Origin of the sequence: Haloarchaeobius ordinarius (assembly GCF_051801355.1) — an archaeon.
Lineage (GTDB): Archaea > Halobacteriota > Halobacteria > Halobacteriales > Natrialbaceae > Haloarchaeobius.
In genome coordinates, this window is sequence record NZ_CP196560.1 from 2,844,730 (window position 1) to 2,868,708 (window position 23,979).

The following is a 23,979-nucleotide window of genomic DNA, read 5'->3' on the forward strand; positions in this document are numbered from 1 at the left end:
ATACGGTTGTGGACCGTTTTCGCCGTTCACGCGGGGGCGTGTACACCCGTGCTTTCACGCGCCGCACGCAGAAAGAAGCCACCAGAAGCGGTTTTGAACGGTATCGAGCGTCGCTGAACTGTTCAAATGAATCACACGAACGCGGTGGCCGTGTCGCGGGTCGTGGGCGTCACCACCGTGTCGTCACCGCGTTATCGCGGAACAGCCGGTCCTCCGCGGTCACCGGTTCACCGCGGTTGCCACTCCGGTTCGCGGTCCTCGAAGAAGGCGTCGATGCCCTCGTTCTTGTCCTCGTTGGCGAACAGGAGCGCGAACAGTTCGGCCTCGTACTCGATGCCTTCATCCAGACCCATACGGGAACCGGCCTTCACAGACTTCTTGGCGATCTCCAGTGCGAGTGGCGACTTCGACGCCATCTTGCCCGCCAGGTCGTACACGCGCTCGTCGAGGTCCTCGGGTGGGTACACCTCGTCGACGAGGCCGATGTCGTTCGCCTCGTCGGCGTCGATGAGTTCGCCAGAGAGGACGAGTCGCATCGCCTGGCCCTCGCCCACGAGCCGAGGGAGGCGCTGGGTCGCGCCGCCACCGGGCATGATGCCGAGGTTTATCTCTGGTTGGCCGAGTTTCGCCCCCTCCTGGGCGATGCGGACGTCACACCCGAGCGCGAGTTCGGAGCCGCCACCGAGGCAGTGGCCGTTGATGCGGGCGATGACGGGCTTCTCCAGATCGTCGACGTACTCGTACACGCGCGGTCGTTTCGAGGCATCGCGCTGTTCGATGGCGTCGCGCTCGCGCAGTTCCGTCACGTCCGCACCCGCGACGAACGAACTCGACTCGTCGGAGCCGGTCAGAACGACCACCCGAACCGCGGCGTCGGCTTCGACGGCGTCGAGTACGGTCTTGAGTTCCCGGCGGAGCTGGGCGTTCAGCGCGTTCCGGGCATCTGGCCGGTTCAAAACGACGGTCGCGACGCCCTCGGCGTGGTCGCCGACGGTGACGTTCACCAGGTCGCACTTGTCGGCGGTGGCGAGTACGTCATCGGCGGTGGAGTCGGACGTCTCCTCGCCCATCAGTCGTCACCCCAGTCGCCGCTCGTGCCCACGATTTCGCCGTCCTCCCAGACGTAAAAGCCCTCGCCGGTCTTCTTGCCGAGCTTGCCGGCACGGACCTTCTGTTTGAGCAACTGCGGCGGCCGGAAGCGCTCGCCGAGTTCCTCGCGCAGGTACTCGAGGATGTCGAGACGCACGTCGAGCCCGACCACGTCGCCGAGTTCGATGGGACCCATCGGGTGATTGTAGCCGAGTTCCATCGCGGTGTCGATGTCCTGGGGCGAGGCGACTCCTTCCTCCAGCATCCGGATGGCCTCCACGCCGAGGGAGACGCCGAGCCGCGAGGACGCGAAGCCGGCCGAGTCGCGGACCGTCACCGGTTCGCGGTCGATGCCGTCGACGAACTCTTCGGCGAACGCGACGGTCTCCTCGCTGGCCTGTTCCGGCACGACGATTTCGACAAGTTGCATGATGTGGACCGGGTTGAAGAAGTGGAGTCCGACGGCACGCTCGTCGCGGTCGAGCGCGCTGGCTATCTCGGTGACCGAGAGCGAGGACGTGTTCGAGGCGATGACGGTGTCCTCGTCGGCGAGCGCCTCCACGTCCTCGAAGGTCTGCTTTTTCAGGTCCATCCGCTCGGGGACCGCCTCGATGACGATGTCGGCGCCGGGCACCGCGTCGTCGAGGTCGACTGCGGTGTCGATGCGCGCGAGCGTCTCGGCCATCTCAGCCTCCGTCACCTTCCCGCGGTCGACGCCCCCCTGGAGGTTGCCGCGGATGCCGTCGAGCCCGTTCTCGACGTACTCCTGTTCGATGTCTCGCATCGTGACCTCGTGGCCGGCCATGGCACAGACCTGGGTGATTCCGTGGCCCATCGTGCCTGCTCCGAGTACACAGACGTTCATGAGTGATACCGCTCGGGCGAGCGTCGTAAACGTTGCCGCTTCGGCAGCGGAACGTGTGTACCGGTACGAGAAACGGTATCAGCTGTCGGGGTCGTACAGCCAGAGCTGGTTCGGCGCGTGGGGACCGTCCTCACCGACGAGGACGCGCCCGTCGGGCAGGACGACGACGTTGTCGGGGCCCCAGAAGGTGGTCCGCGACCCGACCGCGGCGGGTTCGATTCGAGAGACGTCGAAGTCGGAATCGAGACGGGCACGATACAGCACGCCGTAGGGGTGCTGGTCGAGCACGATGCCGTCCCGGGACTGCGAATCGGCCTCACCCTCGGGTGTCCGGAGCATCGTCCCCTGGACCGCCGAGACGGCGATGTAGAGGTAATCGCCCGCTTCGGCGTTCGGCCGGACGTTGATGCCCTCCATCTTGTTCCACTCGGCGGTCGCCCCGAGGGCGGTCGCGGCCCGGCGTGCTTCGAGGAACGCGGCGCGGTCGTCGGTCGCCTTCCCGACCGCCCACGTCCCCACATCGCGGGGTGTGACGTACTGGCCGCCCGCGCGCTGTCCGTCGTACTCGGCCACCCAGGACGCTATCTCGGTGTCGGTCCCGTGTGCCAGTTCGAGCCACTCGACGCCGAACCCGACGCTCGCCGGGTCCGTCCCCGGGTCCTGTGTGAGTTTCGCGGCGAACAACGTCCCCGCCGAGAGGTCACCAGCCCTGTCGGCGACGAACTTGAACAACACCCCGCCCGCCCCGTCGTCGCTCTGGTAGACGGTTCGCTGGTCGGGCATGACCACCGCGTTCTCGTGGGAGAACCGCCCGAGTGCGAACCGCCGCTGCAGGGCGGGTGTCCGGGCGAGCGGGTCGGTCACTTCGACGATCCAGCCGTACCGGTACGGGTTGCCGGGGCGGCCCAGGTACTTCTCGACCGCCAGGTGAGAGTCCCGCCAGGTCACCTCCGCGTACCAGTTGCCCGCCGGTGGCTCGTACTCTTCGGCGAGCAAGGGCGTCCCCCACGGTGAGACGGTCCCGAAGCAGGTGTTCCACAGGCCTTCGAGCGGCCGGAGGTCGAGGTTCTCGCCGCCGAGGACGGCCCAGCCCTCGGCGGACTTTCGAAGGTGCAACCGGCTGACCGCGGCGGGGATGTGCTCCCACGCCGTGTACAGGTAGCCCTGGGTCCGGTCGTCGGGGAACGGGACGAACCCATTGAAATCAGGTTTACTGGCGTCCGTCAGGGCCGTGCCGTCTGTGGCGTAGGTGATTCCGAGCCCCTCACCACTCGACGTCTCGTCCCCGCCGTGGACGAGCACGCGGTGCGACCCGATGCACGAGCGGAAGGTCCGCTTCCCGTATCGCGTCCAGGGATAGGTGAGTGCATCCACCGTCTCGGGGAGTGCCGACACGTCCACGCCCTCGAACACGCCGACGCCAGCACAGTCGTAGGGCGGGTCGTTCGTCTCCGCGGGGTGAGCGACGTTACAGAAGAGCGTCCCGTCGTCGGTGAGGAACAGGCCGGTGAACTCCGCACCGAGGACCGTGGTGGCCACTCGGGTGACCGGCCCTGTCGCACAGTCGCGGCGCGTCAACTGGTCGCCGATGGCTCGCCCACCGGCCCCCAGCGCGACCGCACCCGCACCCAACAGACCGAGGCTCTGTCGGCGCGTGAGTTCGCGGCCCATGTTGTGTGAGTGACGTAGGCACGCAGGGGTGATTACCTCGCGGCGACCCAATCACCACCCCGGAACGCTGCGACTACCCGGAAACGTCGAGGAACGCCGTACCACAGAAGTTAGCGACCCGACTGGTACGTCCAGTTATCGTGGCAGAACGCGTACTTCCCCTCATGCGTCTCGACTTCGCCCTCACCGCCGTCCGCCGTTCCGCCGCCGCGTACGACTTCCCCGTTCGCGTCGTGCTCGTCGTCGTCCTGTCACTGGTCGGCAACGCGATTCTGCTCGCCATCGCCCAGTCACTGTCGGTCGCGCCCGGTTTCCGGGCACTGGCGTACCCGCCCGTCCTGTTCCTGACGACGGTCGGTGCCGTGGGCGCAGCAGTGGTCTACTGGGCGCTCACGCGTCGCGTGGAGAACCCCGGGCGGACGTTCACCCGCATCGTCGTCGCCGTGCTCGCGCTGTCGTTCATCCCCGACTTCGCGCTACTCATCGAGGACTCCGCGGCGACGCCTGCTGGTGTGGTCGTCCTCATGGCGATGCACGTGGTCGTCGCGGTGGCGTGTGTCGCGCTGTTCCCGGTGAATCAGGTGGTGGTCGACGCCGACCCCGAGGCAGAAGCACAGTAGGGGTCTGGAAGCGACCAGCCAGCCGATTTATCACGCTCTCTCCCAAGGTGACACCCATGTCCCTCCGGCAGGGATTCCTCGTCTCCTGGGTCGACTCGCCGACCGAATACCGCTCCGTCTTCGCCGAGGCCGCAGGGTCCGGCTTCGGGTTCGTCGAACTCAACATGGAAGCGGCGTTCCACCGGACACACGTCGACACCAGGGCCGTCGGTGAGGCCGCAAGAGCCCACGGCCTCGACCTCGTCGTCCATCTCCCGTACCGCTTCGACATGTGCTCCCCGCACGAACACGTGCGCGACGGCGCCTGCCGGGAACTGGAGGCTGCGGTCGATGCAGCCATCGAGATGGGTGCAGACAGGGGTGTGATGCACGCCGGGTCGCTCGCAGAACCAGAGCGGTGGGGTGAGCAGCCGATTCGCGAGGGCATCCGGGACTCGGTCCGACGACTCACCGAGTACGGTATCGACCGTGGATTCGAGGTGGTCGGAGAGAACCTGAAGGGCATGGTCGACGCCGAGGAACTGCCGACCTTCCTCGCGGACACTCACTCAGACGCGACGATGTGTCTCGATACGGGCCACGCCTTCGTCACGGGAATGGACGGCGAGGGGCAGGCAGCACTCCTGCGCGAGTACGGCGACCGAATCTCACACCTCCACCTGAACGATACCCGCATCCACAGTGACGACGAACACCTCCCGCTGGGGCTCGGGACCGTGGACTTCGAGCCCCTGGCGACCGCCCTGACCGAGACAGACTGGACGGGGACCTGCACACACGAGGTGTTCACCTACGACTACTCGCGGGTGGCCCAGGGGAAGACACACTTCGATGAACTACTGGCGGCGGCGTCCGAGGACTGAACCGGCAAACGGGGATTCGTGGGCGGACTCAGTCCGGTTGCGGTCTACGCTTGAAGTGCGGTTCACGAGGTGAACCGCGATTCACGATTATCCCTGCGGTCTAATCTTGAATCCGTACCTCGTCACACCCTCTTGCGTGTAGATGCGGCGAATCACCGTCTCGACCGAATCGCCGACCGAGAGCGCGCCCGGGGCCGCATCCGTCACCTGCGCCGGCGCGCTCACCGACCCGTCCTCCGGTCCATCGAGGGCGACCACCGCCACCGCGAAGTCGCCGGCTTTCGATTGTTGTTCGGCGAACTCCGGCGGGGCACCGCCCTGCGAGATGGTCGTCAGGGCCTCGACCGTCCCCGTCCCGGCCAGTTCGACCGGGTCGTACTCGGTCCGGGTGTTGCAGTCGCTGCAGGCGCCCTCCGGCGGGAAGTTGAGCGCCTCGCACTCGGGACAGCGACCGGCTTCGAGCCGGTACCGCTGCGGGATACTCCGCTTCCAGGACGGGACCGAGACGTAGGCACCACCGCCAGAGGGCGCCCCCGAGGTGACCTCGCCACGCTGGCGCAGGTACTCGGCGTAGCTGATGGGTTCGTCGCCGTCGAGTCGGACCGAACACGGCAGGCCTGCCTCGCACTCGACGACGAACGCGTCCGCGCCCGCACCGCTCCCGAAGCCGACGCCCAGAATCGTCTGCAGGTCGTCGGCTGCGAGTGCCTTGACGAGCCCGAGCGGGACGCTCGCCGCGCCGGTGTCGCCGAGGTCGTGGACGGTCGCGCAGGTGGCGATGGTGTCGGTGTCGACGCCGAGGTCGCCAGCGACGCGATACGGGAGCCGACCGTCGGGCGACTGTACCGCGGCCGCGTCGGGGTCGACGTGGTCGAGTTGGTCGACAGCGCCGGTCACGACCTCGCGGAAGGCGGACCGGTCGTAGGTAGTCACGTCGAGTCCCTCGATGCGGTCGCTGCCGGTCTCCCGGAAGCGGGTGCCCGGGTAGGGCGTCGCGTACTCGGCCCGGTCGGCGACCTGCGCCAGCCCGTCGTCCACGACGACGAAGGCGGCCGCACCTGCACCCGCTGCGTGGTCGGTCGACCCGTCGAGGTGGCCGCGGGGGCAGTCCGCGGCGACGACGAGGCCGATACCGTCGCCGAGGTCCGAATCGATGGCGTCGAGCAGGGCCTGGGTGCCGGCTCGGGTGCTTCCAGCGAACGAGCGCCGTGACGCGGTCTCGGGCACGCCGAGCATCGCACCGAGGCGAGCCGTCAGGTCCTCCTCGGCCAGCGGGGGCGTCGAACTCGCGAACGCGAGGTGCGAGACCGCCTCGCCTTGAGTCCCGTCGGCGTGCAGGGCGTCACGGGCGACCTCGGCAGCCATCGTGAGCGCGTCTTCGTCCGCGCCCGCGACGGCTTTCTCCTCGATACCGCCAGCCTCGAATCGGCCCCACGCCTCGGCGAACTCGTCGGCCGTGATTCGGAACCGGGGGGCGTAGCCCGCGACGGCGCGGATACCGTTCGTCATCAGGCGCTCACCTCCTCGTCCGCAGCGGTGCCAGGGGTCTCGCGCTCGAACACGTGAACGACGGCCGCCCCACCGCTCCCGCCGACGTTGTGGGTCAGCCCGCGGGTCGCGCCCTCGACCTGTCGCTCGCCAGCCCGGTTGGTCAACTGTTTGAACGCCTCGACGACCTGTCCGGCCCCGGTCGCGCCGATGGGGTGGCCCTTCGACTTGAGCCCGCCCGAGGTGTTCACGACCACGTCACCGCCGTAGTCGGTCCGACCGGCGGCGACGAGTTCGCCGGCCTCGCCCGGTTCGCAGAAGCCGAGGTCCTCGTAGGCCATCAGCTCCGCGATGGCGAAGCAGTCGTGGACCTCCGCGAAGTCCACGTCGTCGGGGCCCATGCCGGCCATCTCGTAGGCCGTCTCGGCCGCCATCTTCGACGCCGGGACGTTCGTGTAACTGTCGCGCTGGAACAGCCCGACGCGGTCCGAAGCCGCGCCGACGCCCGCCACCCGGATTCGCTCGTCGGTGAACTGGTCGACCACGTCCTCGCTGACGACGATGGCGCAGGCCGCCCCGTCGGTCGTCGGACAGCAGTGATAGAGGTTCAACGGGTCCGCGATGGTCGGCGCGTTCATCGCGTCCTCCAGCGAGCACTCGAATCCTAACTGGGCGTGGGGGTTCATCGCGCCGTGGCTGTGGTTCTTCACGGCGACGTGGGAGAGCTGTTCTTTCGTGGTCCCGTGTTCGGCCATGTGGGCGCTCGCCATCTGGGCGTACACGCCGGCGAAGGTGGTTCCCGAGAGGCGCTCCCACTCGGTCTCACCGGAGACCCCGAGCCAGTACTTCGTGGCGTCGCCGGACATGTCAGTCATAATCTCGACCCCGCTCGCCAGCACCACGTCGGCCATGCCGGACTTCACGGCCTGGACGGCCTGGCGCATCGCGTAGCCAGAGGCCGCACAGGCGTTCTCGACCCGCGTCGTCGGCACCCCGTGCAGTCCGACGTGTTCGGTGACCGCCGGCCCAGAGAGGCCGAGTTGGCGACCACCGACACCCAGTGTGCCGACGACTGCCTCGTCGAAGTCGTCCGCATCGATACCGTGGTCGACGCTCTCGACCGCCGCCTCGAAGGCGGTCTCGAACAGCGACCGGTAGCTCTCGTCGGGGAACGAACCATAGTCGGACTGGCCCGCCCCGACGACGTACGCGTCTCGCATACGATGGGGTTCACCCGCTCCAGTGAAATACCCCACCCCGTCTACACGCGGGCACTGGCTCGTTCTGTGCCACCGCTACGCGTGGACTCACCCTCGTTCTGTGCCACCATGTGACTAGTATACATCTTTATATTTCGCGGGTGAGATTTGAACGATATGCCTCTCAATTTCGACGAGCGCAGTACGGAGAACGGATTCTGGATAAACGCGGTCATCGGAGGGGTCGCAGCAATCGTGCTGTCGTTCGTCCCCTTCTCGCCGGTCCTCGGTGGACTGGTTTCGGGCTACCTCGAGAAGGATACCCGACGGAACGGGAGTCTCAAAATCGGTGCCGCAGCCGGCCTCATCTCGCTCATCCCGATGGCGTTCCTCGGGTTCTTCTTCATCGGCATCGGGTTCCTCGGTGCCATCGGGGGCGACGGGGGAGCGAGCCTGATCATCCTGCTGTTCGTCTTCGCCATCATCGCCGTCATCAGCGCGATCTACACCGTCGGCCTCGGCGCGGCCGGTGGCTTCCTCGCGCACGTGCTCTGGGAGGACGACTTCGAGCGCGCCCGCGGCCACGGCAACCAGCCCGGCTACGAGGAGGCCGCCTACGAGACCCAGTACTGAGCGGGCCGACGGCACGACGACCGACAGAAACGCCCGCGTGTAGACGGGGTACCATTTATACGGGCACCGGGTGAACCAGTCGGTCATGGTCTACAGTTACGAACCGCACTATTTCGAGGACATGGAAGAGGGAATGACGTTCCAGAGCGCCGGCCGGACCGTCACAGAGTCGGACTTCGTCTTCCACTCCATGTTCGCCGACGACTGGACCGAACTCCACACCAACGCCGAGTACTCGGAGGACGGACCCTTCGGCGAGCGCATCGGTCACGGCCCGATGACGTTCATCCTCACGACCGGGATGGTCCAGCGCTGTGGCTTCGTCGAGCGCACCGTCATCGCGTTCCTCGGCATGAACTACATGGACGTCCCGAACCCGATGTTCATCGACGACACCATCCAGGCCGAGTTCGAGGTCACCGAGACCAAGGAGTTCGAATCGCGCGAGGACGCCGGTCTCGTGGTCATCGACGCCGAGACGACGAACCAGGACGGCGAGATTTTGCTGCAAGGAGACATGAAGTTCATGTTCAAGCGTCGTGATTTCTACGGCGACAAGCCCGGACACCCCTGAACGACGGTCTTCGTAGACGTTCTGCGGCCCACCACTACCGCCCGCCCATCCGGGCCGAGGTCCTCGCCGCTTCTTCGACTCTGGCGGGCTCTTTCGCCCCACGTGCCAGCATGACCAGCGAGAGGCCCGTCACTGCGAGACTCAGGCCGAACACGAACCCGATAGCCCAGGGTTCCGGTGCCGGAAGACCCAGCCAGAGCAGGGTCGACGCGAGCACCGACACACAGCCCGCCAGTATCGTCCATTGCCAGTTCGGTTCCCCACGAATGGCGAGGCCGAGGACCAGCTGGACGAAGCCGACGGCCAGGAACAGCCCGACGAGCAGGAGCCAGATGGACAGGAATCCGAGCGTCGGGTTCGCGAGGACGAGGATTCCCAGTCCGGTGAAGATGACGGCTGTGAGAGCCTGCCAGCCGAATCCCTGCCAGTCCCTGGCCGAGAACGCGTGAGCGACCTGGAGCGCACCGGCGACGACGAGTATCGTCCCGAGCAAGAGTGCGAGTGACACGCTGCTCACGAGCGGGAAGACGACCGCGAACAGCCCGAGGACGACGAGCAAGCCGCCCACGTACTGCAGCGTTCGACGGCTCTCGGAGAGGTCACGGTTCGCGTCGTCTGGGTTCACGTCGTCTGGTGAAATTTGGCGTGTGCGTCGGGTGGTTTCGGTCGGCATGGAATCTCACGTCGGCCGCACCGGTGCGGCGATGGTCGGGGAACTGTTCGCCGCGTTCAGACGCCGCCGGGTTTCGCACCAGGGGGTGCCACCTCGCCGGTCTCGACGGCCTTCTTCGCCCCCATCGCCATCATTATCATGGAGATGCCAGAGACCAGGAGGTTCGCCCCGAACAGGAGCCCCACGGCCCACGCGGCCGAGGAGGGGAGCTCGAGGAACAGCAGGACACCGACGAGGATGCCGAGGCCACCACTGACGAGGAGCCAGGCCCAGTTCGGCTGGCCGCGGAGTTTCAGGCCCATCGCGAGCTGGACCACGCCGCTCGCGAAGAAGTACGCGATGAGCAAGAGCGTGAGCGAGGTCATGCCGAGTGCCGGATTCGCGAGCACGAGGATACCAGCGACACCGTAGACTACCGCGAGGATGGTCTGCCACAGGAACCCCGTCCACTTCTTCGCGGAGAAGGCGTGGGCGATCTGGACGAAGGCACCGACGACCAGTGCCGCACCGAACACGACCGAGAGCGAGAGACTCGTGAAGACGGGGAACACCATCGCGAGGAACCCCAGTATCGCCAGCACGACGCCGACGCCGATCATGGTCGAATAGTTGGAGACGATACCGACCCCCTCGGTGGGTATCTCCTCGACAGTCTCGGCGGCTGCTGTCGACGCCTCGGCAGTCACCTCCTCAGTCACCTCGGACTCCTCCACCGTTTCTTCGGTCGTCGCCTCCTCTTCAGTCAGCGTCTCTTCCGTCAGCGTCTCTTCGGTCGACTCGTCATCGCGAAAATCGTCGGAACTCATGAGGTATTACCAGTTCAGATAGGCTATCGAGCCGTTTAGCTAATCTTCGGATTCGTCGAAGTGGTCTCCGGCGTTGGCACGATGCGCCAGCGCTGTTTCTCGTCCGGCACCGGGACCACTGCAGCGACCCGACCGTCCACTGCAGGAGAACACGAGGTGGCTCGCGGACGGGGCCCGGGAAACGAACCCAGCAGTCGTCGAGAGCGTCCCGTTCGACCGGCGGTGAACAGGTTCTGTGGCACGTTAGTCTCCCCTCTTGCCGGGACATTCCACGTGACACGCGACGATTGCTATCACTTCAGGTCCCCTAGTGCATCGTCGATGGCCGAAGTGTACTATTTCATCAGCGACCTTCACATCGGTGGTGACGACGAGCTCCAGGAGTGTGCGTTCGAGGCGGAGTTGATCGAGTTCTTGCAGACGCTCGAAGCGACGGACGAGGACGCAGAGCTCATCATCAACGGTGACCTCTTCGGTCTCTGGGAGTTCACCAGGGTCGACGGACTGGCGAAGCTCGACTCCCTGGTCGAGCACCATCCGGACCTGTTCGAGCAGTTCCGCAAGACGGGCGAGAACGTCCACATTACCATCATCCCGGGCAACCACGACGCCGAACTCGCTGGCTATCCCGAGTACGTCGAGCGACTCGCCGAGTACAACGTCGACCTGCAGAACGAATTGCGTCTGGTCCGGCCGGTCGGCTCGAAGAAACTCTGGATCGAACACGGAATGCAGGAGGACCCGAACAACCGCCTCCCCCAGTTCGGCAACCCCTTCGCGAACCCGCTCGGCTACTTCGTGAACCGCCACATCACGGGGAAGGCCGGGCAGCTCTCCGGGCGCGGCAAGTACAACTGGCTCAAGGACATCCAGTCGGTGACGCCGATGGCGGACATCCCGCACTGGATGATATCCAACTACTACTACCGCGAGATGAGCCCGTTCCTGCGCTACGCCTCGGTTCCGTTCCTGTTGCTGTTCAACGTCACGCTCGTCTGGCTGGCAGGTGCCTCGCTCGAGTACTTCGGACTCTTGAACACCAACGTCTTCACCAATCCGTCCCTGTTCACGCAGTTCGGCATCGTCGGTGACGTCTTCTACATCGTCGTCCTGATCAATCTCGTCGTGATGGGGTTGCTCGTCGCGCTCGCGATTCCGGCGTTCTTCCTCGGCCGCGACGTCAAGCAGACGCTCAGGCGATTCGGCATCCTCAGCTCCGAGACGGTCGTCGAGGAAGAAGACGCCCACTACGTCGACGCGGCCGTCGAGGTGTTCTCCGCGAACCCCGACGTGGTGGCGTTCATCTACGGCCACACGCATCGTCCCTCGTTGCGGAAGATCGGTGGCCGTGCCATCGTCAACACCGGAACCTGGCTGAAGCAGTTCGACCGAATTTCGGTCCGGTTCGGGGTTCTCCCGCCGGTGTACCGCCCGTCGTATCGCCTGAACTACTTCCGAATCACCGAATCCGAGAACCGGGTGGTCATCGACTACGAGGTCATCGACAAGGAGACCCCTGACGAACTCACCCCGCTCCAGCGGGTGCTGGCGAGCACTCACAGGGCCGAGACGCCGGTACCGCCGCGGACGGTCCTCGAACCGGACGACCCACGAGTGGTCGCCGACGAGACCGACACTGTCAGTCGTCGGCCCGGTCGGGGACGACCCCCGGAGGCGTAGGCTCGACCGGCGGCACCTGGGGCTTCCCGGTCGGCAGGAACGACGAGGTGGCGGCGAGTACGAGCACGAACGCGCCCATGACCAACACGGTGTTCCGGAACCCCTGTACCATCGCCTGCTCGATGATGGTGGCCAGCGCCTGCTGGACCGCTGGTGGAACCTCTTCGAGGAACGCTTCTCGGGCGCTCTCGGTCAGGAACTCCGTCGCGTCCTGCAGGGCGACGACGAGTTCCCGCCGTCGTTCCGTCCCCACCGTGAGGCCAGCGCTGGTGAGTATCCTGTCGACGACGCTCCCGTAGGTCGAACTCAGGAGGAAAGACCCGAGGACGGCGGTACCGACCGACGTCCCCAGCCAGTTCACTGCCATACTGACCCCGGAGGCCTCCATCGTCTCGTCGGTCTCGACCGTCGAGAGCGTGAGGTTCACGATGTTCGACAGTACCAGACCGATGCCCGAACCCACCAGGAGCAGTGGGACGACCAGCTCCCACGTGGTCATCGTCAGGCTGGTCGCCAGGAACAGTGTGCCCAGTCCGAGTGCGAGGAGGACGGTCCCGAACTGTATCAACCGCTTCCCACCGACGCTCCCGGTGAGTTTCGCCGTGCCGACGGAGACGACGAACACCGAGAGCGAGAACGGGAGCAGGGCGATACCGGTCTGGAACGCCGAGTAGCCGAGGGCACCCTGGAGGAACACCGGGAGGACGAACAGCAGCCCGCCCAGTGCGATCCACGAGACGAAGTACGTCGAGAGACCGGCGAGGTACGCCCCGTTCTCGAAGATGCTCGTCGCCACCAGCGGGGTCTTTCCCCGACGCTCCCGGGCGCGTTGCCAGTGGAGAAACCCGACGAGCAGCGAGAACCCTGCCGCGACGAGTATCGGGGTCGGCGAGAGCCCCAGCAGGTCCAGTTCTGCCCCACCGACAGAGAACGGCCGAAGCGCACGCCACCAGCCGTAGCGCCCACTCAGCAGGATGCCGACGACGAGCGTCGAGAGGCCGGCGACGGAGAGGACCGTCCCGACGACGTCTATCGACGCGCCCTCCTCGGGCCGGTACTCGGTGAGTCGCGCTGCGAAGAAGTACGTCGGCAATGCGATGACCGCCTCGAGGGCGAACCCGAGTCGCCACGTGAAGTAGGTCGTCAGCGCACCGCCGATAATCGGGCCGACGGCGGCCGCACCGGCCAGGACGCCGGTGAGCACGCCGAAGGCGAGTGCACGTTCTTTCGGGTCCGTGTACAGGATGGGTAGCATCGCGTACGCGAGCGGGAGCAGGATGGCCGCGCCCAGCCCCTCCAGCACCGACCAGCCGAGCACGAGAGCGTAGATGTTCCAGCTGAACGCCGCGACGACCGTCCCGATGGCGTAGACGACCAGCCCGTTGCGGAACATCCGGCGCACGCCGTAGACGTTGCCGAGTTTCGCGCCGAGCATCATGAACGCGGCCATGACGAGCGCGTACACCGAGATGGCACCCTGGACGGCCGTGACGCTGGTGTCGAGGTCGGCGACGATGGCCGAGATGGCGACGGTCATCATCGTCGTGTCGATGACGGTGATTATCATCGCCGAGCAGACCACGGCGAGGGGCGTCCAGTGCGCGGCACGCTCGCGGAGCCCACCGGTCGATTTCGATTTCGCGGCCCTCATACGTGGTCCTCCAGCACCGCCTCACCCGGGTCCGGGGTCGGCGTCCCGCGCAGTGCGGAGACGACTATCGCCAGTCCGACGACGACGATACCCGTCCCGTACAGCAGTCCGAGCGCCCAGACCGTGTCGCTCGGCCACTCGACGACCAGAAGCGTGGCGACGAGCAGTAACAGGAACCCGGTGAGCAGGGACTCGTGCCGGGCCGCACCGTGCTCCGAGGCTGCACTCACGACGCGGAGGAGCCCGGTCGCGCCGTACAGGATGGCGAACAGGGTCGCGAGCCGGCTCTGGCCGAGGGGCACCAGCAAGAGTGCGATGCCCACGAGCATGTAGCCGATGGCCTCGCCGAGCGTGGTGAGTCCGGTACGGAGCGAGTCCGTGACCTTCGCGTCGGCGACCAGCGCGATGCCCGCGGCGACGAGTACCACGCCGAGCCAGAGACGGATGAGTCCGCCGGCAAGCGTGGGCATCGTGGCCACGAACACGCCGAGGCCGACGACGATGGTGCCGAACGCGAGTCGGAGCCGTGTCTCTGCTTGCCCGTCGGTCTCTGCGTCCGGGACTGATGCCGTGTCTGTCGACATGATTGTTCTGTCGTACGTACGGGCCGAACGCTGAAATCGGTCAATTCAGGGTCCATCGACATCTCACCCAGCCGGGTGTCTCACGCTGTCGAGACGTCCCCGGTGAGTCGTGCGCCGGGTCACGCGGCGCTTGCAGTCACAGGGGCTGGTTCTCTGCACCGGCAGGCCGGTAGAATTTAGATAGTCGCCATCACTCATCGATTCGACGAAAGATGTCGATATTCCCACATCCCCACGTTCCGACCGTCGAAGTGTTCGCTGCCGACTCCGTGCCGTCGTCGGCTATCGACGTCGTCGAGCGCGTCTACGAGGAGACGTTCGGTGTTCCGGTCACTCGACGTGGTGCGCTTCCGGGCTCGGGGGACCACGCTGTCGAGGGACCGATCAGCCCGTACTCGCATCTCGAGACGCTAGAAGAACAGACGGACGCGGACTTCGCGTACGTGCTGACCGACCGGCCCATCGAGGGGACCGCGGGCGAGCGGGGAAACGGCATGTACTACCGAAACGAGGACCAGGACGGGAGGGCCATCCTGACGACTGCCGAGGTCACCGGGGGCGAGTCGGTCGCGGCGCAGGACCACGAGCGCTTGCGGAAACTCGCGACCCAGTTCGCCGGTGGGCTGTTCGGGTTCGACTGGCACGACGACTGCGTCATGGCCGAGTTCGACGGACTCGACGAACTGGATGAGAAACCCGCCGAGTTCTGCGACGACTGCGCCCAGCGCTTCCGCGGCGAGGACACCGCACCTGAACCGGACGAGTGGCACGTCACGACCCAGACACTCGAAGAGTTCGAGACCGCCATGCGCTGGGCGGACGGTGACATCCGACTGACCGAGTACCCGCTCATCGCACTCGGCGTCGCCTACAACACGGTCGAAGACATCGGTGCGAAGCTGCCGAACATCGGAGGAACCACACTCCCCCGGTCGGTCCGGGCGAGCATCCACAAGACGTACCGGTCGGTCCGGTTCGTCGTGAACGCGGTGCTGTTCCTCGTGCTCGCCGGCGCGAGCTTCGTCCTGCTGCTCGACGGGTACACGGCGGTCTCCGGTGGTGAGCCCTCGACGGCGGTCGCGTTCGGCGGGCTGGTCGTCGCGCTCGTCATCGGGTTCGTCGCACACGCCATCGTGACGGGTATCTTCGGCGGGCTGGTCCAGGGGTTCGCCGAGGGCGCGAGCGAAGGGCTAGGCGCCGAGGAATAGCTGGGCGATTCCAGAGAGCCAGAGAAACGCCGCGAGCCCGGCCGTCGAGAGCACGACCCCGATAGCGACGGACTTCACGAGCGAGAACTTGCGTTCGTCCTGCAGCGTGTCCCGCGACTTGTTCGCCAGCAGCGCGTCGCGCACGTCACCCTCGACGGCGACGGGTTTCGCCACCTCGTCTTCCCGCGTCTCGTCGATGGTGGCCCGCCCGAAGACGTACACCTCGTCACCCGGTGCGACGTACTCGTACTCGAACGTACGGTCTTTCGACATCCCGAGGGACGGCAGGTCGGCCTCCTCGGCGAACTCGGCGACGAGGTCCGGGGGCTCGTCGTAACTCTTCACCTCGAACGACTCCGTCCGGTCGTCGGTCAGGTCGAACGTGAACGCGGCTGGGTCGACGCGGACGTGGCCGTTCCCGTCGTCGACGACGAACGGGACACTCTCTCGCTCGTCGAACTCTGTGGACCACGCAGTCGTAGTGTGGTCACGCACAGTCAGGTCGTAGCAGACGCAGTCCTCTCCGCCGACCGGGACCGTCGTCGAGTCGTCGAGTGGTCGGACCGTTCCGCTGACGGCGACCGTCCCGAGCGCCACCGAATCGAGTTTCGAGACTGGTGTATCGGTCACGGCGTGGTCCTCGCGATACCGTTTGAACCCGTCGCTGACGTACTGCAGACCGACGAACACCGAGACGAACGAGCCGACCAGTACCCCGACGTAGAAGAGGACACCGAGGACCATCTACTGGCTGGCGAAGTCGAGACGCTCGTTCAGGTCGACACCCTCGTGTGCGTCCGCCGACGCCACGAACGGCTCGCGCCGGCGGTAGTTGCGGTAGTTCGCGACGAAGCGCTCCGGGACCCGGTTCAGGCGACTGTTGTAGGCGGTGACGGCCTCGTTGTACTCCTCGCGGCGGTTCTCGAGTCGCTGCTCGAGGTCCCTGATACTCCGGGCGAGGTCGTCGAACCGGTCACTGGAGTCGAGTTCGGGGTACTCACTGGAGAGGTCGTACAGTTCCTGGGCCGACTCCCGCAGGACGACCACCGCCTCCGCGGCCTCCTCGGGCGACTGGGCCTCGATGGCGCGCTCTCGTGCTTCGAGAACGTCCTCCAGGACCTCCTGTTCGTGCGAGACGTGCTGTTTCGTCAGGTCCGCGAGGTTGCCAAGCTCTTCTGCCCGTCGTTCGAGCAGGACCTCCACGTCGCTCCACGTCTTCTGACAGCGCTCCCGGGATTCGACGAGGTTGTTGTGCGCACTCCCGATGTACTTGAACAGGCTGTATCCGAGGAGTGCGACGCCAAACGTGACGATGACAGTGACGAACGTGTTCATCGATAGTAGCCGTATTCGCCTCCTCCATAATGAAACTGAACGGTGTTTTCAGCCAACAGGTTCACCGAAGAACCTGCCCCGCCACAACAGGGACGTTTTTCACACTCCCGGTCGCAGGTTTTGCCATGAGTCTCCCGAGTGTCGTCGATTTGGACGACCCGCGAATCATCGACACGCACGCCCACCAGCCGACAGAGGAGTTCCTCTTCACCGCCGGCGGCGAGATGATGCAAGACGCCGCAAAGCGCTTCGGAAAGGAGATGGTGCCGAACTCCTACGAGGAGATGATAGAGGCGTACCACGAGGTCGGCATCGGGAAGGCCGTCCTCCTGGGCTGGGACGCCGAGACCAACACCGGTAACCCGCCGGTCCCGAACGAGTACGTCGCCGAGGTCCGCGACGAGTACGACGACTTCTTCGTCGGCTTCGGGAGCGTCGACCCTCTGAAGGACGACTGCGTCGAGGAGGCTCGTCGCTGTGTAGAGGACTTAGACCTCGTCGGCTTCAAGTTCCAGCAGATCGCGCAGGGCTTCGACCCCTCGGACCCCGAGCACGACGAACTGTGGGACACCATCGAGGACCTCGGCGTCCCCTGTGTCTTCCACGGCGGGAACTCGACGCTCGGCGCGTGTGCCCCCGGTGGCCGCGGGCTGAAGATAAAGTACGGTGACCCGATGCTCCTCGACGACGTGGCGGCCGAGCATCCCGACCTCCAGATTCTCATCGCGCACCCCGCGTTCCCGTGGGAGAAAGAACAACTCGCCATCTGCCAGCAGAAAGGCAACGTCTACATGGACCTCTCGGGGTGGATGCCAGCGTACATCGACGACCAGGTGTTGCACTACGCGAAGACCCTGCTGAAGGACAAGGTCATGTTCGGCACCGACTACCCGATGCTCGACCCCGAGAAGTGGCTCCACCAGTTCGCCGAACTGGACTTCCCGGAGGAGGTCCAGCGCAAGATCCTGTGGGAGAACGCAGAGGAGTTCCTCGGGCTGAACTGAGTTCTGCACAGCCACCGCACCGATTCGCACCAATCGTTTTCCCGCTGGCCGACGCGCTACAGCTATGGACATGCGAATCGACCACGTCGCGACCGCGTGGACCGACCGTGACGCCGGCGAGGCTGCCTGTCGCGCCGTCGGCCTCCCGACCCAGTACGGTGGCGAACACGCCGACGGCACGACCGACATGAGCATCGTGGGCTTCCCCGACGGGAGCTACCTCGAACTCATCACGAACACCGGCGAGGCGACGCCGTCTCGTTGGCCCGAGTTCATCGCGGGTGACGCCGGTCCCTGCGCGTGGTGCATCGAGTCCGACGACATCCGCGAGTCGCTCCGTCGGGGACTGGACACTGGCCTGCCCGTCGCCGGCCCGGACCGCGACGGCCGCGAGCGCCCGGACGGCCTCCACGTCGAGTGGGAGACGGCCATCCTCGGGGACTCCCTCGGCGCGACGCTCCCGTTCCTCATCGAGGACCGGACCCCGCGACGGTACCGGGTCACGACCCATCCCGAACTCGTGGACGGCCCGCTCCGCGGCATCTCGGAGGTCGTCGTGCTCACGAAGGACGCGGTCGCGCTGGCGCAGGCCTTCGACCGGACGTTCCGGGTACCACAGCCGGAGACGGTCGAGGCAACGGATTTCGGCGGGACGCTCCACCGGTTCGCCGGCGCGTCGGTCGCACTCGCGGAACCCGAAGGGAACCGCCTGGGTGGCCGGCTGGCGGAGTTCGGGTCGGCCCCGTGCGCCGTCCTCGTGGAGACCGACGACCTCGAGCGTGCGACCGACGAGTTCTCGCTTTGCGACCCGGTCCGGTGGGGCGACGACAGCGTGGCGTGGTTCGACCACCCGCGACTCCGGCGGCGACTCGGCGTCGTCGAGTACGCGCACTGAGCAACCCTGTCGGGACGGCCGAGACCGCCCGTTTTTGTCGACCCGGTCCCAACGCCGGAACGTGTTTCCCACGGTCCAGACCGGCTCCATCGCCGCCCACCCCTACGTCAGGACCGGCGACGGTTCCCGAATACTCCTCGTGATTCCCGGTCTGAACGACCCGCTTCACACCGTCGGGGACTCGTGGTGGTTCCCGCGGCTCATGGCGGTCTACCTTCGTCGGTACGCCGACACCCACACCGCCTACATGGTCAGCCGGCCACACGGGATTCCGGGGGACGCTACGGTCCAGTCGATGGCCCGCGGGTACGAGACCGTCCTCGACGAACTCGACGCGGATTCGACCCCGGTCGACGTGCTGGGCCTGTCGATGGGCGGGTTCCTGGTGCAGGCGCTCGCGGCGAGAGACGACCGGGTCGACCGCGCCGTGTTGGCACTCTCGGCTGCGAGGTTGAGCCAGAACGGGCGCGACATCGTCCGCCGGTGGCGCGAGTGGGGTGAGCGGGGCCAGTGGGGTCCCATCTATCGCGAGGCGTACGGCATCGTCGCCGACGGCTTGCTCGCCCGTGTCCTCCAGGTCGGCTCGGTCGGCTACGACCTGCTGTTCGACCCCACCGCCCCCGACGATTTCCTCGTCTCTGCCGACGCGTGTCTCGCCTTCGATGGCCGCAACCTGCTGTCCGCGGTCGACTGCCCGACGCTGGTCGTCGGGGGCGACGCGGACGTGTTCTTCACCGCAGACGACTATCGCGAGACCGCCGCCGGGCTCCCCGACGGAACGCTGGCGATGCTCCGCGGGGCCGGTCACGAGTCGGTCATCGAGCACCCGGCCGCCTTCGACGGGGCCATCCGGCACTTTCTCTCGGGTTGAAAGTCGAGGCCCGTATTTATCAGCCCGTCAGTCGTATTGGTTGTATGAACGAAACCCCCGAAAGGACCCTCTACCTCGCGAAGTGGGAGACTCGATTCGGTGCCTGGCTCATCGACGTCGTCCTCGTCAGCGTCGTCCTCGAAGTGTTCAACGAATACGTCGCCGCGCTGCCGTCCCTGCTGTCGGTCCAGGTCGGTACCATCGGCGGATTCAGCGCCTTCGCCGGGACCAACGGTCTCGCACTGTTCGTCTACTGGACGCTCTCGGAGGGAATCTGGGGGCAGTCTGCGGGGAAGAAGGTGTTGAACCTGCGGGTGACCGACCGCCGCGGCGACCATCCCGACTTCCTCGCGGCCGCCGTGCAGGCGTTCGGGAAGGCGTTCTTCCTGCCCATCGACTGCCTCGTCGGCTGGATAGCGATGGAGGGAGAGAAACTCCGTCTGACCAACCGGCTCTCGAACACCATCGTCGTCTCGGTGCCGGCCGACGAACCCGATGGCGTCGAGTACGTGATTCCAGAGGAGTGAGGCGGCCTGGCGGCTACCGTCCTCAGTCCCAGTCCGGGTCCCGTCCTTCGAGGAACGCGTCGACGCCCTCCTCGTGCTCGTCGGACATGTACGCCTGCACCTGCACCATGTTCTCGTAGTCGAGCGCTTTCCGCCAGTCGTTGTCGAGGTTCTCGTGAATCGCCTGCTTGGTCATCCCGATGGTCCGGGTCGGGCGACGCGAGAGCGTGCCGACTATCTCGTCGACGGCGTCGTCTATCTCGTCCTCGGGGACGGCTTCGTTCACGAGCCCGATTTCGGCGGCTTCCTCGCCGTCGAAGAACTCGCCCGTGAAGGTGAGCCGCTTGGCGGTCCGCAGGCCCACCAACCGTGGCAGAGTGAACGTCGCCGCGGTGTCGGGGATGAGGCCGACGCGGATGAACGCACAGGAGAACGTCGCGTCCGGGACGGTGTAGGCGAAGTCCGACGCGGCGACGAGGGCCAGCCCCGCACCCACGCAGTCGCCGTTGACCTTCGCGACGATGGGCACGTCGCAGTTCAGCATCTCCGCGGCCGCGCGATTGAACGTCTCTGCGACACGTTCGTAGGCCTCGCGGGGGCCTTCCTCGCGCTCTTTCATCGCCATGATGTCCCCACCCGCAGAGAAGGCCGGGTCGTCGCCCGTGATGACCACCGCGTCGTGCTCGACGGGGTCGGCCGCCGCGACTGCGTCAGCGAGTTCCTGGGCGACCTCCAGGTTCATCGCGTTCATGACGTTCGGTCGGTCGAAGGTGATGGTACGTACGCCGTCGGCGTCCTCGATGCGCATACTCGATGAACTTTCCATAGGTGCTTAATTGTTGGTCATGGGTGGGCCAGACCGCGACACGGCCGACGCCCGTCTCCGACGAGCTCATAGCAACCCTCAAACCGTTGTACTGATAGCACCGGAAACATGAACCAGCCACTTCGGCGCGGCGACGCGGCGGACGTCGGTCAGGTCGCACTCATCGGCCTGTTCGTCACCGCGCTCGCCACCGCACAGGTGACCGCTAGCAAACTCATCGCGTTCGCCATCCCGCTGTCGCTTCCGCACACCGGCGACACCCTCGTGCTGCCGGGGGCGGCGCTGGCGTACGCACTGACCTTCTTCGCCAGCGACTGCTACTCGGAACTGTACGGCCGGAAGGCCGCCACAGTCGTGGTGAACGTCGGGTTCGCGATGAACCTCGTCGTGCTCGCGCTGGTCTGGTCGACCATCAGCGCCCCGGTCGCGGGCAACAGTCCCGTGCAGGCGAGCACGTTCGCGACGGTCCTCGGTGCGAGCACCAACGTCGTCGCTGGGTCGCTCCTGGCCTACGTCGTCAGCCAGAACTGGGACGTGTTCGTGTTCCACCGCCTGCGCGAGTACACGCGCGGCGAGGCACTCTGGGTGCGAAACATCGGCTCGACCGCGACCAGCCAGGCCATCGACACGGTCATCTTCGTGACCGTGGCGTTCGCCATCGCGCCCGCCGTCTTCGGGACCGGCGTTGCCCTGCCGACGCCGGCCATCCTCGCGCTCGTCGTCGGTCAGTACGTCTTCAAACTGCTCGTCGCGCTCGTGGACACGCCGTTCGTCTACGCGGCCGTCTCGCTGGTCGGGGAGGACGAGCACCAGCACGCGGCCGAGGCGTAGGGCCGTCTGGCTCGCCTATCCGGGGCACTGGTCGACGCTGTGACTACTCAGACTGACAGTCGTCGTGGGGCCGCAGGCACTGCTCCGAACACCCGGTGCGAACTTCGAATCGCGCCCCACCGTCTTCGCTCTCCGTCGCGTCGACGCTCCAGCCGTGTGCTTCCGCGATGCCTTCGACGATGGAGAGGCCGAACCCGGTCCCCTCGTCGGCGGTTGAGTACCCGTGTTCGAACACCTTCTCGCGGTCGTCCTCGGGGATACCCGGGCCGTCGTCAGCGACGTAGAACCCCTCTTTGGCGGCGAGGACGCCGACCCGAACGTGGACGTCGGCTCCGCCGTAGGCGACGGCGTTCGCCAGCAGGTTCTCCAAAAGCTGGCGCAATCGCGGTTCGTCGGCCTCGACGACCCACTCGTCGGCCCCGACCGTCAGAGTCGCGCCGTCCGTTCCGACCGTCTGCCACGCCACCTCGGCGACTTCGCAGAGGTCGACCGGTTCGGTCTCTTCGACGCGCTGGCCTTCGCGGGCGAGCGTCAACAGGTCCTCGATGAGCGTCTCGATGCGCTCGTGGGCCCGCTCGATACGGTCGAAGTGTTCGGTGTCGGGGTCCTGACGGGCGAGTTCGAGTGTCGTCTTCGCGACCACGAGCGGGTTCCGGAGGTCGTGGCTCACGACGCTGGTGAACTGGTCGAGCCGTTCGTTCTGGCGTTCGAGTTCTCGCTCTCGTTCGATGCGGGCAGTGATGTCCCGGCCCTCCGGGACCAGCAGGATGACCTCGCCGGACTCGTCGGTCACCGGTTTGATGGAGAAGTCGATACGGGCCATCCGGTCGGCCCCGACGACGTCCATCTCGGTTCGGACGAACTCGCCGTCGCTCGCACGCGAGACGAGGTCGCGGACCCGGTCCCGCTCTCTGTCGGGGAACCACGGAGTAGTCCACAGGAGTTCGCCGACGACCTCGTCGCGGTCGAAGCCACCGAACTCCAGGGCGGTCTCGTTCGCTTCGAGGATGGTCCCACCGGGTGTCAGCAATCCCATGAACTGGAACGTCTGGTTGAATATCGCCTCGAACCGATGCTCGCGCTCTTTGAGTTCCGTGACGTCGGTGATGACTCCCTCGATGGCGACCAGTTCGTCGCCATCGAAGACGCCACGCCCCTGTTCGGAGACCCACTTTCGGGACCCGTCTTCGGTCCTGATGCGGTACGTGAGTTCGAACGGCTCAGTCGTCTCCAGACTCGCCTGCACCGACTCCCACACCTCCTCGCGGTCGTCGGGATGGATTACGTCACGGCCGAAGGAGACCGCGCCCGATTCGAGCGCCTCCGACTCGTAGCCGGTGAGTTCGCGACAGCCCTCGCTGACGAACGACATCGTCCAGTCACGGTCGTTCCGACACCGATAGACCATGCCGGGGACGTTGCTGATGAGCGTCGAGTACTTGCGTTCGCTCTCGGCCAGTGCGTGTTTCGCGCGGTGGGCTTCGACGGTGCGTTCGATACGGTTGGCCAGGACGGTGAACTGGTCAGTACCGTGTTCTTTCTGGAGGTAATCGGTGACGCCCGCAGAGATGGCCTCGCTCGCGATCTCCTCGCTCCCTTTCCCAGTGACCAACAGGAACGGAAGGTCCTCGTGGGTCGAACGGACGTGGTCGAGGAACTCCAGCCCGTCCATCTGTGGCATATCGTAGTCGCTGACCACGCAGTCCACGTCGGCAGTTTTCAGGTGAGCCAGACCCTCTGCTGCGCTCGTCAGCGCGGTCGTTTCGAGCCGGTCGTCCTCGTTCTCGAGATAGCTGGCCATCGCCTCGACGAACCCGGCGTCGTCGTCGACGCAGAGGACGCTAATCGGACCGTCCGGGTCGGAAGCGGTGCCGAACCGGTCCTCGGACCCGGACCGGGATACCTGTGGCTCTTCCCGGTCGTGAAACCGGAGACGCGGGTCGGTGCTATCGACCTCGTCTGGGACCGTCCCAGACCCGGTGTGGCTGTCTTCTCTCCGGGTCATCCTATACGTCGAAACTAGCGATAATCACGGATAAGCGGATGGTTCAGTGGGGTGTAACTGCAGGGACAGGAGTGCGCGCGTCGTCGCCACTGCTCGGGAGCG

General features: G+C 66.1%; 24 protein-coding genes. 11 read left to right on the forward strand and 13 right to left on the reverse strand.

What is annotated here, in order from left to right; translation table 11 throughout:
• Nucleotides 1-227: 227 nt before the first annotated feature.
• The 3 genes from ACSC1R_RS14900 to ACSC1R_RS14910 form a co-directional block, all read right to left on the reverse strand.
• Nucleotides 228-1,073 carry an enoyl-CoA hydratase/isomerase family protein gene (locus tag ACSC1R_RS14900; protein WP_439028730.1) on the reverse strand — a complete coding sequence of 282 codons (846 nt, stop codon included), beginning with the start codon at nucleotides 1,071-1,073 and terminating at the stop codon, nucleotides 228-230.
• Nucleotides 1,070-1,954, reverse strand: coding sequence for a 3-hydroxyacyl-CoA dehydrogenase family protein (locus ACSC1R_RS14905; protein WP_439026512.1), 885 nt, complete (start codon nucleotides 1,952-1,954; stop codon nucleotides 1,070-1,072). Before ACSC1R_RS14905 ends, ACSC1R_RS14900 begins: the two co-directional genes overlap by 4 nt.
• Before the next feature lie 78 nt (nucleotides 1,955-2,032).
• Nucleotides 2,033-3,625, reverse strand: coding sequence for an alkaline phosphatase PhoX (locus ACSC1R_RS14910; protein WP_439026513.1), 1,593 nt, complete (start codon nucleotides 3,623-3,625; stop codon nucleotides 2,033-2,035).
• A 164-nt stretch (nucleotides 3,626-3,789) separates the two neighbouring features.
• On the opposite strand from ACSC1R_RS14910, the gene ACSC1R_RS14915 reads away from it, so the two are divergent.
• Nucleotides 3,790-4,245, forward strand: a complete 456-nt coding sequence (locus ACSC1R_RS14915) for a DUF6069 family protein (protein ID WP_439026514.1) — start codon at nucleotides 3,790-3,792, stop codon at nucleotides 4,243-4,245.
• A gap of 56 nt (nucleotides 4,246-4,301) precedes the next feature.
• Entirely contained in the window at nucleotides 4,302-5,108 is an 807-nt protein-coding gene (locus ACSC1R_RS14920; protein ID WP_439026515.1) for a sugar phosphate isomerase/epimerase family protein, read from the forward strand.
• Nucleotides 5,109-5,195: 87 nt separating this feature from the next.
• Here the strand turns inward: ACSC1R_RS14920 and ACSC1R_RS14925 are convergent, their stop codons facing one another.
• Together ACSC1R_RS14925 and ACSC1R_RS14930 are read right to left on the reverse strand one after the other, a co-directional pair.
• A complete protein-coding gene (locus ACSC1R_RS14925; RefSeq protein WP_439026516.1) occupies nucleotides 5,196-6,617 on the reverse strand; it encodes an OB-fold domain-containing protein in 1,422 nt (473 codons plus the stop codon).
• On the reverse strand, nucleotides 6,617-7,816 hold the full coding sequence (locus ACSC1R_RS14930; RefSeq protein WP_439026517.1) for a thiolase domain-containing protein: 1,200 nt from the start codon (nucleotides 7,814-7,816) through the stop codon (nucleotides 6,617-6,619). Before ACSC1R_RS14930 ends, ACSC1R_RS14925 begins: the two co-directional genes overlap by 1 nt.
• A gap of 156 nt (nucleotides 7,817-7,972) precedes the next feature.
• Here ACSC1R_RS14930 and ACSC1R_RS14935 point away from each other — a divergent pair, with 156 nt between their 5' ends.
• Nucleotides 7,973-8,428, forward strand: a complete 456-nt coding sequence (locus ACSC1R_RS14935) for a DUF5518 domain-containing protein (protein ID WP_439026518.1) — start codon at nucleotides 7,973-7,975, stop codon at nucleotides 8,426-8,428.
• An 85-nt stretch (nucleotides 8,429-8,513) separates the two neighbouring features.
• Nucleotides 8,514-9,002 (forward strand): MaoC/PaaZ C-terminal domain-containing protein, encoded by a 489-nt coding sequence (locus tag ACSC1R_RS14940; RefSeq protein WP_439026519.1) that lies wholly within the window; start codon nucleotides 8,514-8,516, stop codon nucleotides 9,000-9,002.
• Nucleotides 9,003-9,036: 34 nt separating this feature from the next.
• Here the strand turns inward: ACSC1R_RS14940 and ACSC1R_RS14945 are convergent, their stop codons facing one another.
• Together ACSC1R_RS14945 and ACSC1R_RS14950 are read right to left on the reverse strand one after the other, a co-directional pair.
• Nucleotides 9,037-9,675 carry an HdeD family acid-resistance protein gene (locus ACSC1R_RS14945; protein ID WP_439026520.1) on the reverse strand — a complete coding sequence of 213 codons (639 nt, stop codon included), beginning with the start codon at nucleotides 9,673-9,675 and terminating at the stop codon, nucleotides 9,037-9,039.
• Between the two features lie 56 nt (nucleotides 9,676-9,731).
• Nucleotides 9,732-10,481 carry an HdeD family acid-resistance protein gene (locus ACSC1R_RS14950; RefSeq protein WP_439026521.1) on the reverse strand — a complete coding sequence of 250 codons (750 nt, stop codon included), beginning with the start codon at nucleotides 10,479-10,481 and terminating at the stop codon, nucleotides 9,732-9,734.
• A gap of 321 nt (nucleotides 10,482-10,802) precedes the next feature.
• Between ACSC1R_RS14950 and ACSC1R_RS14955 the strand changes: the two genes are divergently transcribed.
• Nucleotides 10,803-12,161 carry a metallophosphoesterase gene (locus ACSC1R_RS14955; RefSeq protein WP_439026522.1) on the forward strand — a complete coding sequence of 453 codons (1,359 nt, stop codon included), beginning with the start codon at nucleotides 10,803-10,805 and terminating at the stop codon, nucleotides 12,159-12,161.
• Here the strand turns inward: ACSC1R_RS14955 and ACSC1R_RS14960 are convergent.
• The gene (locus tag ACSC1R_RS14960) at nucleotides 12,121-13,812 is read right to left on the reverse strand and encodes an MFS transporter (protein WP_439026523.1); all 1,692 of its coding nucleotides are present in this window, start codon (nucleotides 13,810-13,812) and stop codon (nucleotides 12,121-12,123) included. The two genes, ACSC1R_RS14955 and ACSC1R_RS14960, sit on opposite strands and share 41 nt — an antisense overlap.
• Entirely contained in the window at nucleotides 13,809-14,396 is a 588-nt protein-coding gene (locus ACSC1R_RS14965) for a hypothetical protein (protein WP_439026524.1), read from the reverse strand. Before ACSC1R_RS14965 ends, ACSC1R_RS14960 begins: the two co-directional genes overlap by 4 nt.
• A 212-nt stretch (nucleotides 14,397-14,608) precedes the next feature.
• Here ACSC1R_RS14965 and ACSC1R_RS14970 point away from each other — a divergent pair, with 212 nt between their 5' ends.
• Nucleotides 14,609-15,604: a hypothetical protein gene (locus ACSC1R_RS14970; protein WP_439026525.1), complete on the forward strand. Its 996-nt coding sequence runs from the start codon at nucleotides 14,609-14,611 to the stop codon at nucleotides 15,602-15,604.
• Here ACSC1R_RS14970 and ACSC1R_RS14975 read toward each other — a convergent pair.
• Nucleotides 15,587-16,348 (reverse strand): GIDE domain-containing protein, encoded by a 762-nt coding sequence (locus tag ACSC1R_RS14975; RefSeq protein WP_439026526.1) that lies wholly within the window; start codon nucleotides 16,346-16,348, stop codon nucleotides 15,587-15,589. The two genes, ACSC1R_RS14970 and ACSC1R_RS14975, sit on opposite strands and share 18 nt — an antisense overlap.
• Nucleotides 16,349-16,939 (reverse strand): LemA family protein, encoded by a 591-nt coding sequence (locus tag ACSC1R_RS14980; RefSeq protein WP_439026527.1) that lies wholly within the window; start codon nucleotides 16,937-16,939, stop codon nucleotides 16,349-16,351.
• Nucleotides 16,940-17,064: 125 nt separating this feature from the next.
• Between ACSC1R_RS14980 and ACSC1R_RS14985 the strand changes: the two genes are divergently transcribed.
• The 4 genes from ACSC1R_RS14985 to ACSC1R_RS15000 all read left to right on the forward strand — a co-directional run bounded on the left by ACSC1R_RS14985 (nucleotide 17,065) and on the right by ACSC1R_RS15000 (nucleotide 20,236).
• The gene (locus ACSC1R_RS14985) at nucleotides 17,065-17,943 is read left to right on the forward strand and encodes an amidohydrolase family protein (protein ID WP_439026528.1); all 879 of its coding nucleotides are present in this window, start codon (nucleotides 17,065-17,067) and stop codon (nucleotides 17,941-17,943) included.
• Nucleotides 17,944-18,007: 64 nt separating this feature from the next.
• Nucleotides 18,008-18,838, forward strand: coding sequence for a VOC family protein (locus tag ACSC1R_RS14990; RefSeq protein ID WP_439026529.1), 831 nt, complete (start codon nucleotides 18,008-18,010; stop codon nucleotides 18,836-18,838).
• Nucleotides 18,839-18,899: 61 nt separating this feature from the next.
• Nucleotides 18,900-19,709: an alpha/beta fold hydrolase gene (locus ACSC1R_RS14995; protein WP_439026530.1), complete on the forward strand. Its 810-nt coding sequence runs from the start codon at nucleotides 18,900-18,902 to the stop codon at nucleotides 19,707-19,709.
• 44 nt (nucleotides 19,710-19,753) lie between these two features.
• Nucleotides 19,754-20,236, forward strand: a complete 483-nt coding sequence (locus ACSC1R_RS15000) for an RDD family protein (protein WP_439026531.1) — start codon at nucleotides 19,754-19,756, stop codon at nucleotides 20,234-20,236.
• A gap of 22 nt (nucleotides 20,237-20,258) precedes the next feature.
• Here the strand turns inward: ACSC1R_RS15000 and ACSC1R_RS15005 are convergent, their stop codons facing one another.
• Nucleotides 20,259-21,023 (reverse strand): enoyl-CoA hydratase/isomerase family protein, encoded by a 765-nt coding sequence (locus tag ACSC1R_RS15005; RefSeq protein WP_439026532.1) that lies wholly within the window; start codon nucleotides 21,021-21,023, stop codon nucleotides 20,259-20,261.
• 126 nt (nucleotides 21,024-21,149) lie between these two features.
• On the opposite strand from ACSC1R_RS15005, the gene ACSC1R_RS15010 reads away from it, so the two are divergent.
• Entirely contained in the window at nucleotides 21,150-21,872 is a 723-nt protein-coding gene (locus tag ACSC1R_RS15010) for a queuosine precursor transporter (protein WP_439026533.1), read from the forward strand.
• Between the two features lie 43 nt (nucleotides 21,873-21,915).
• Here ACSC1R_RS15010 and ACSC1R_RS15015 read toward each other — a convergent pair whose 3' ends face one another.
• A complete protein-coding gene (locus tag ACSC1R_RS15015; protein WP_439026534.1) occupies nucleotides 21,916-23,877 on the reverse strand; it encodes a PAS domain S-box protein in 1,962 nt (653 codons plus the stop codon).
• Nucleotides 23,878-23,979: the final 102 nt, after the last annotated feature.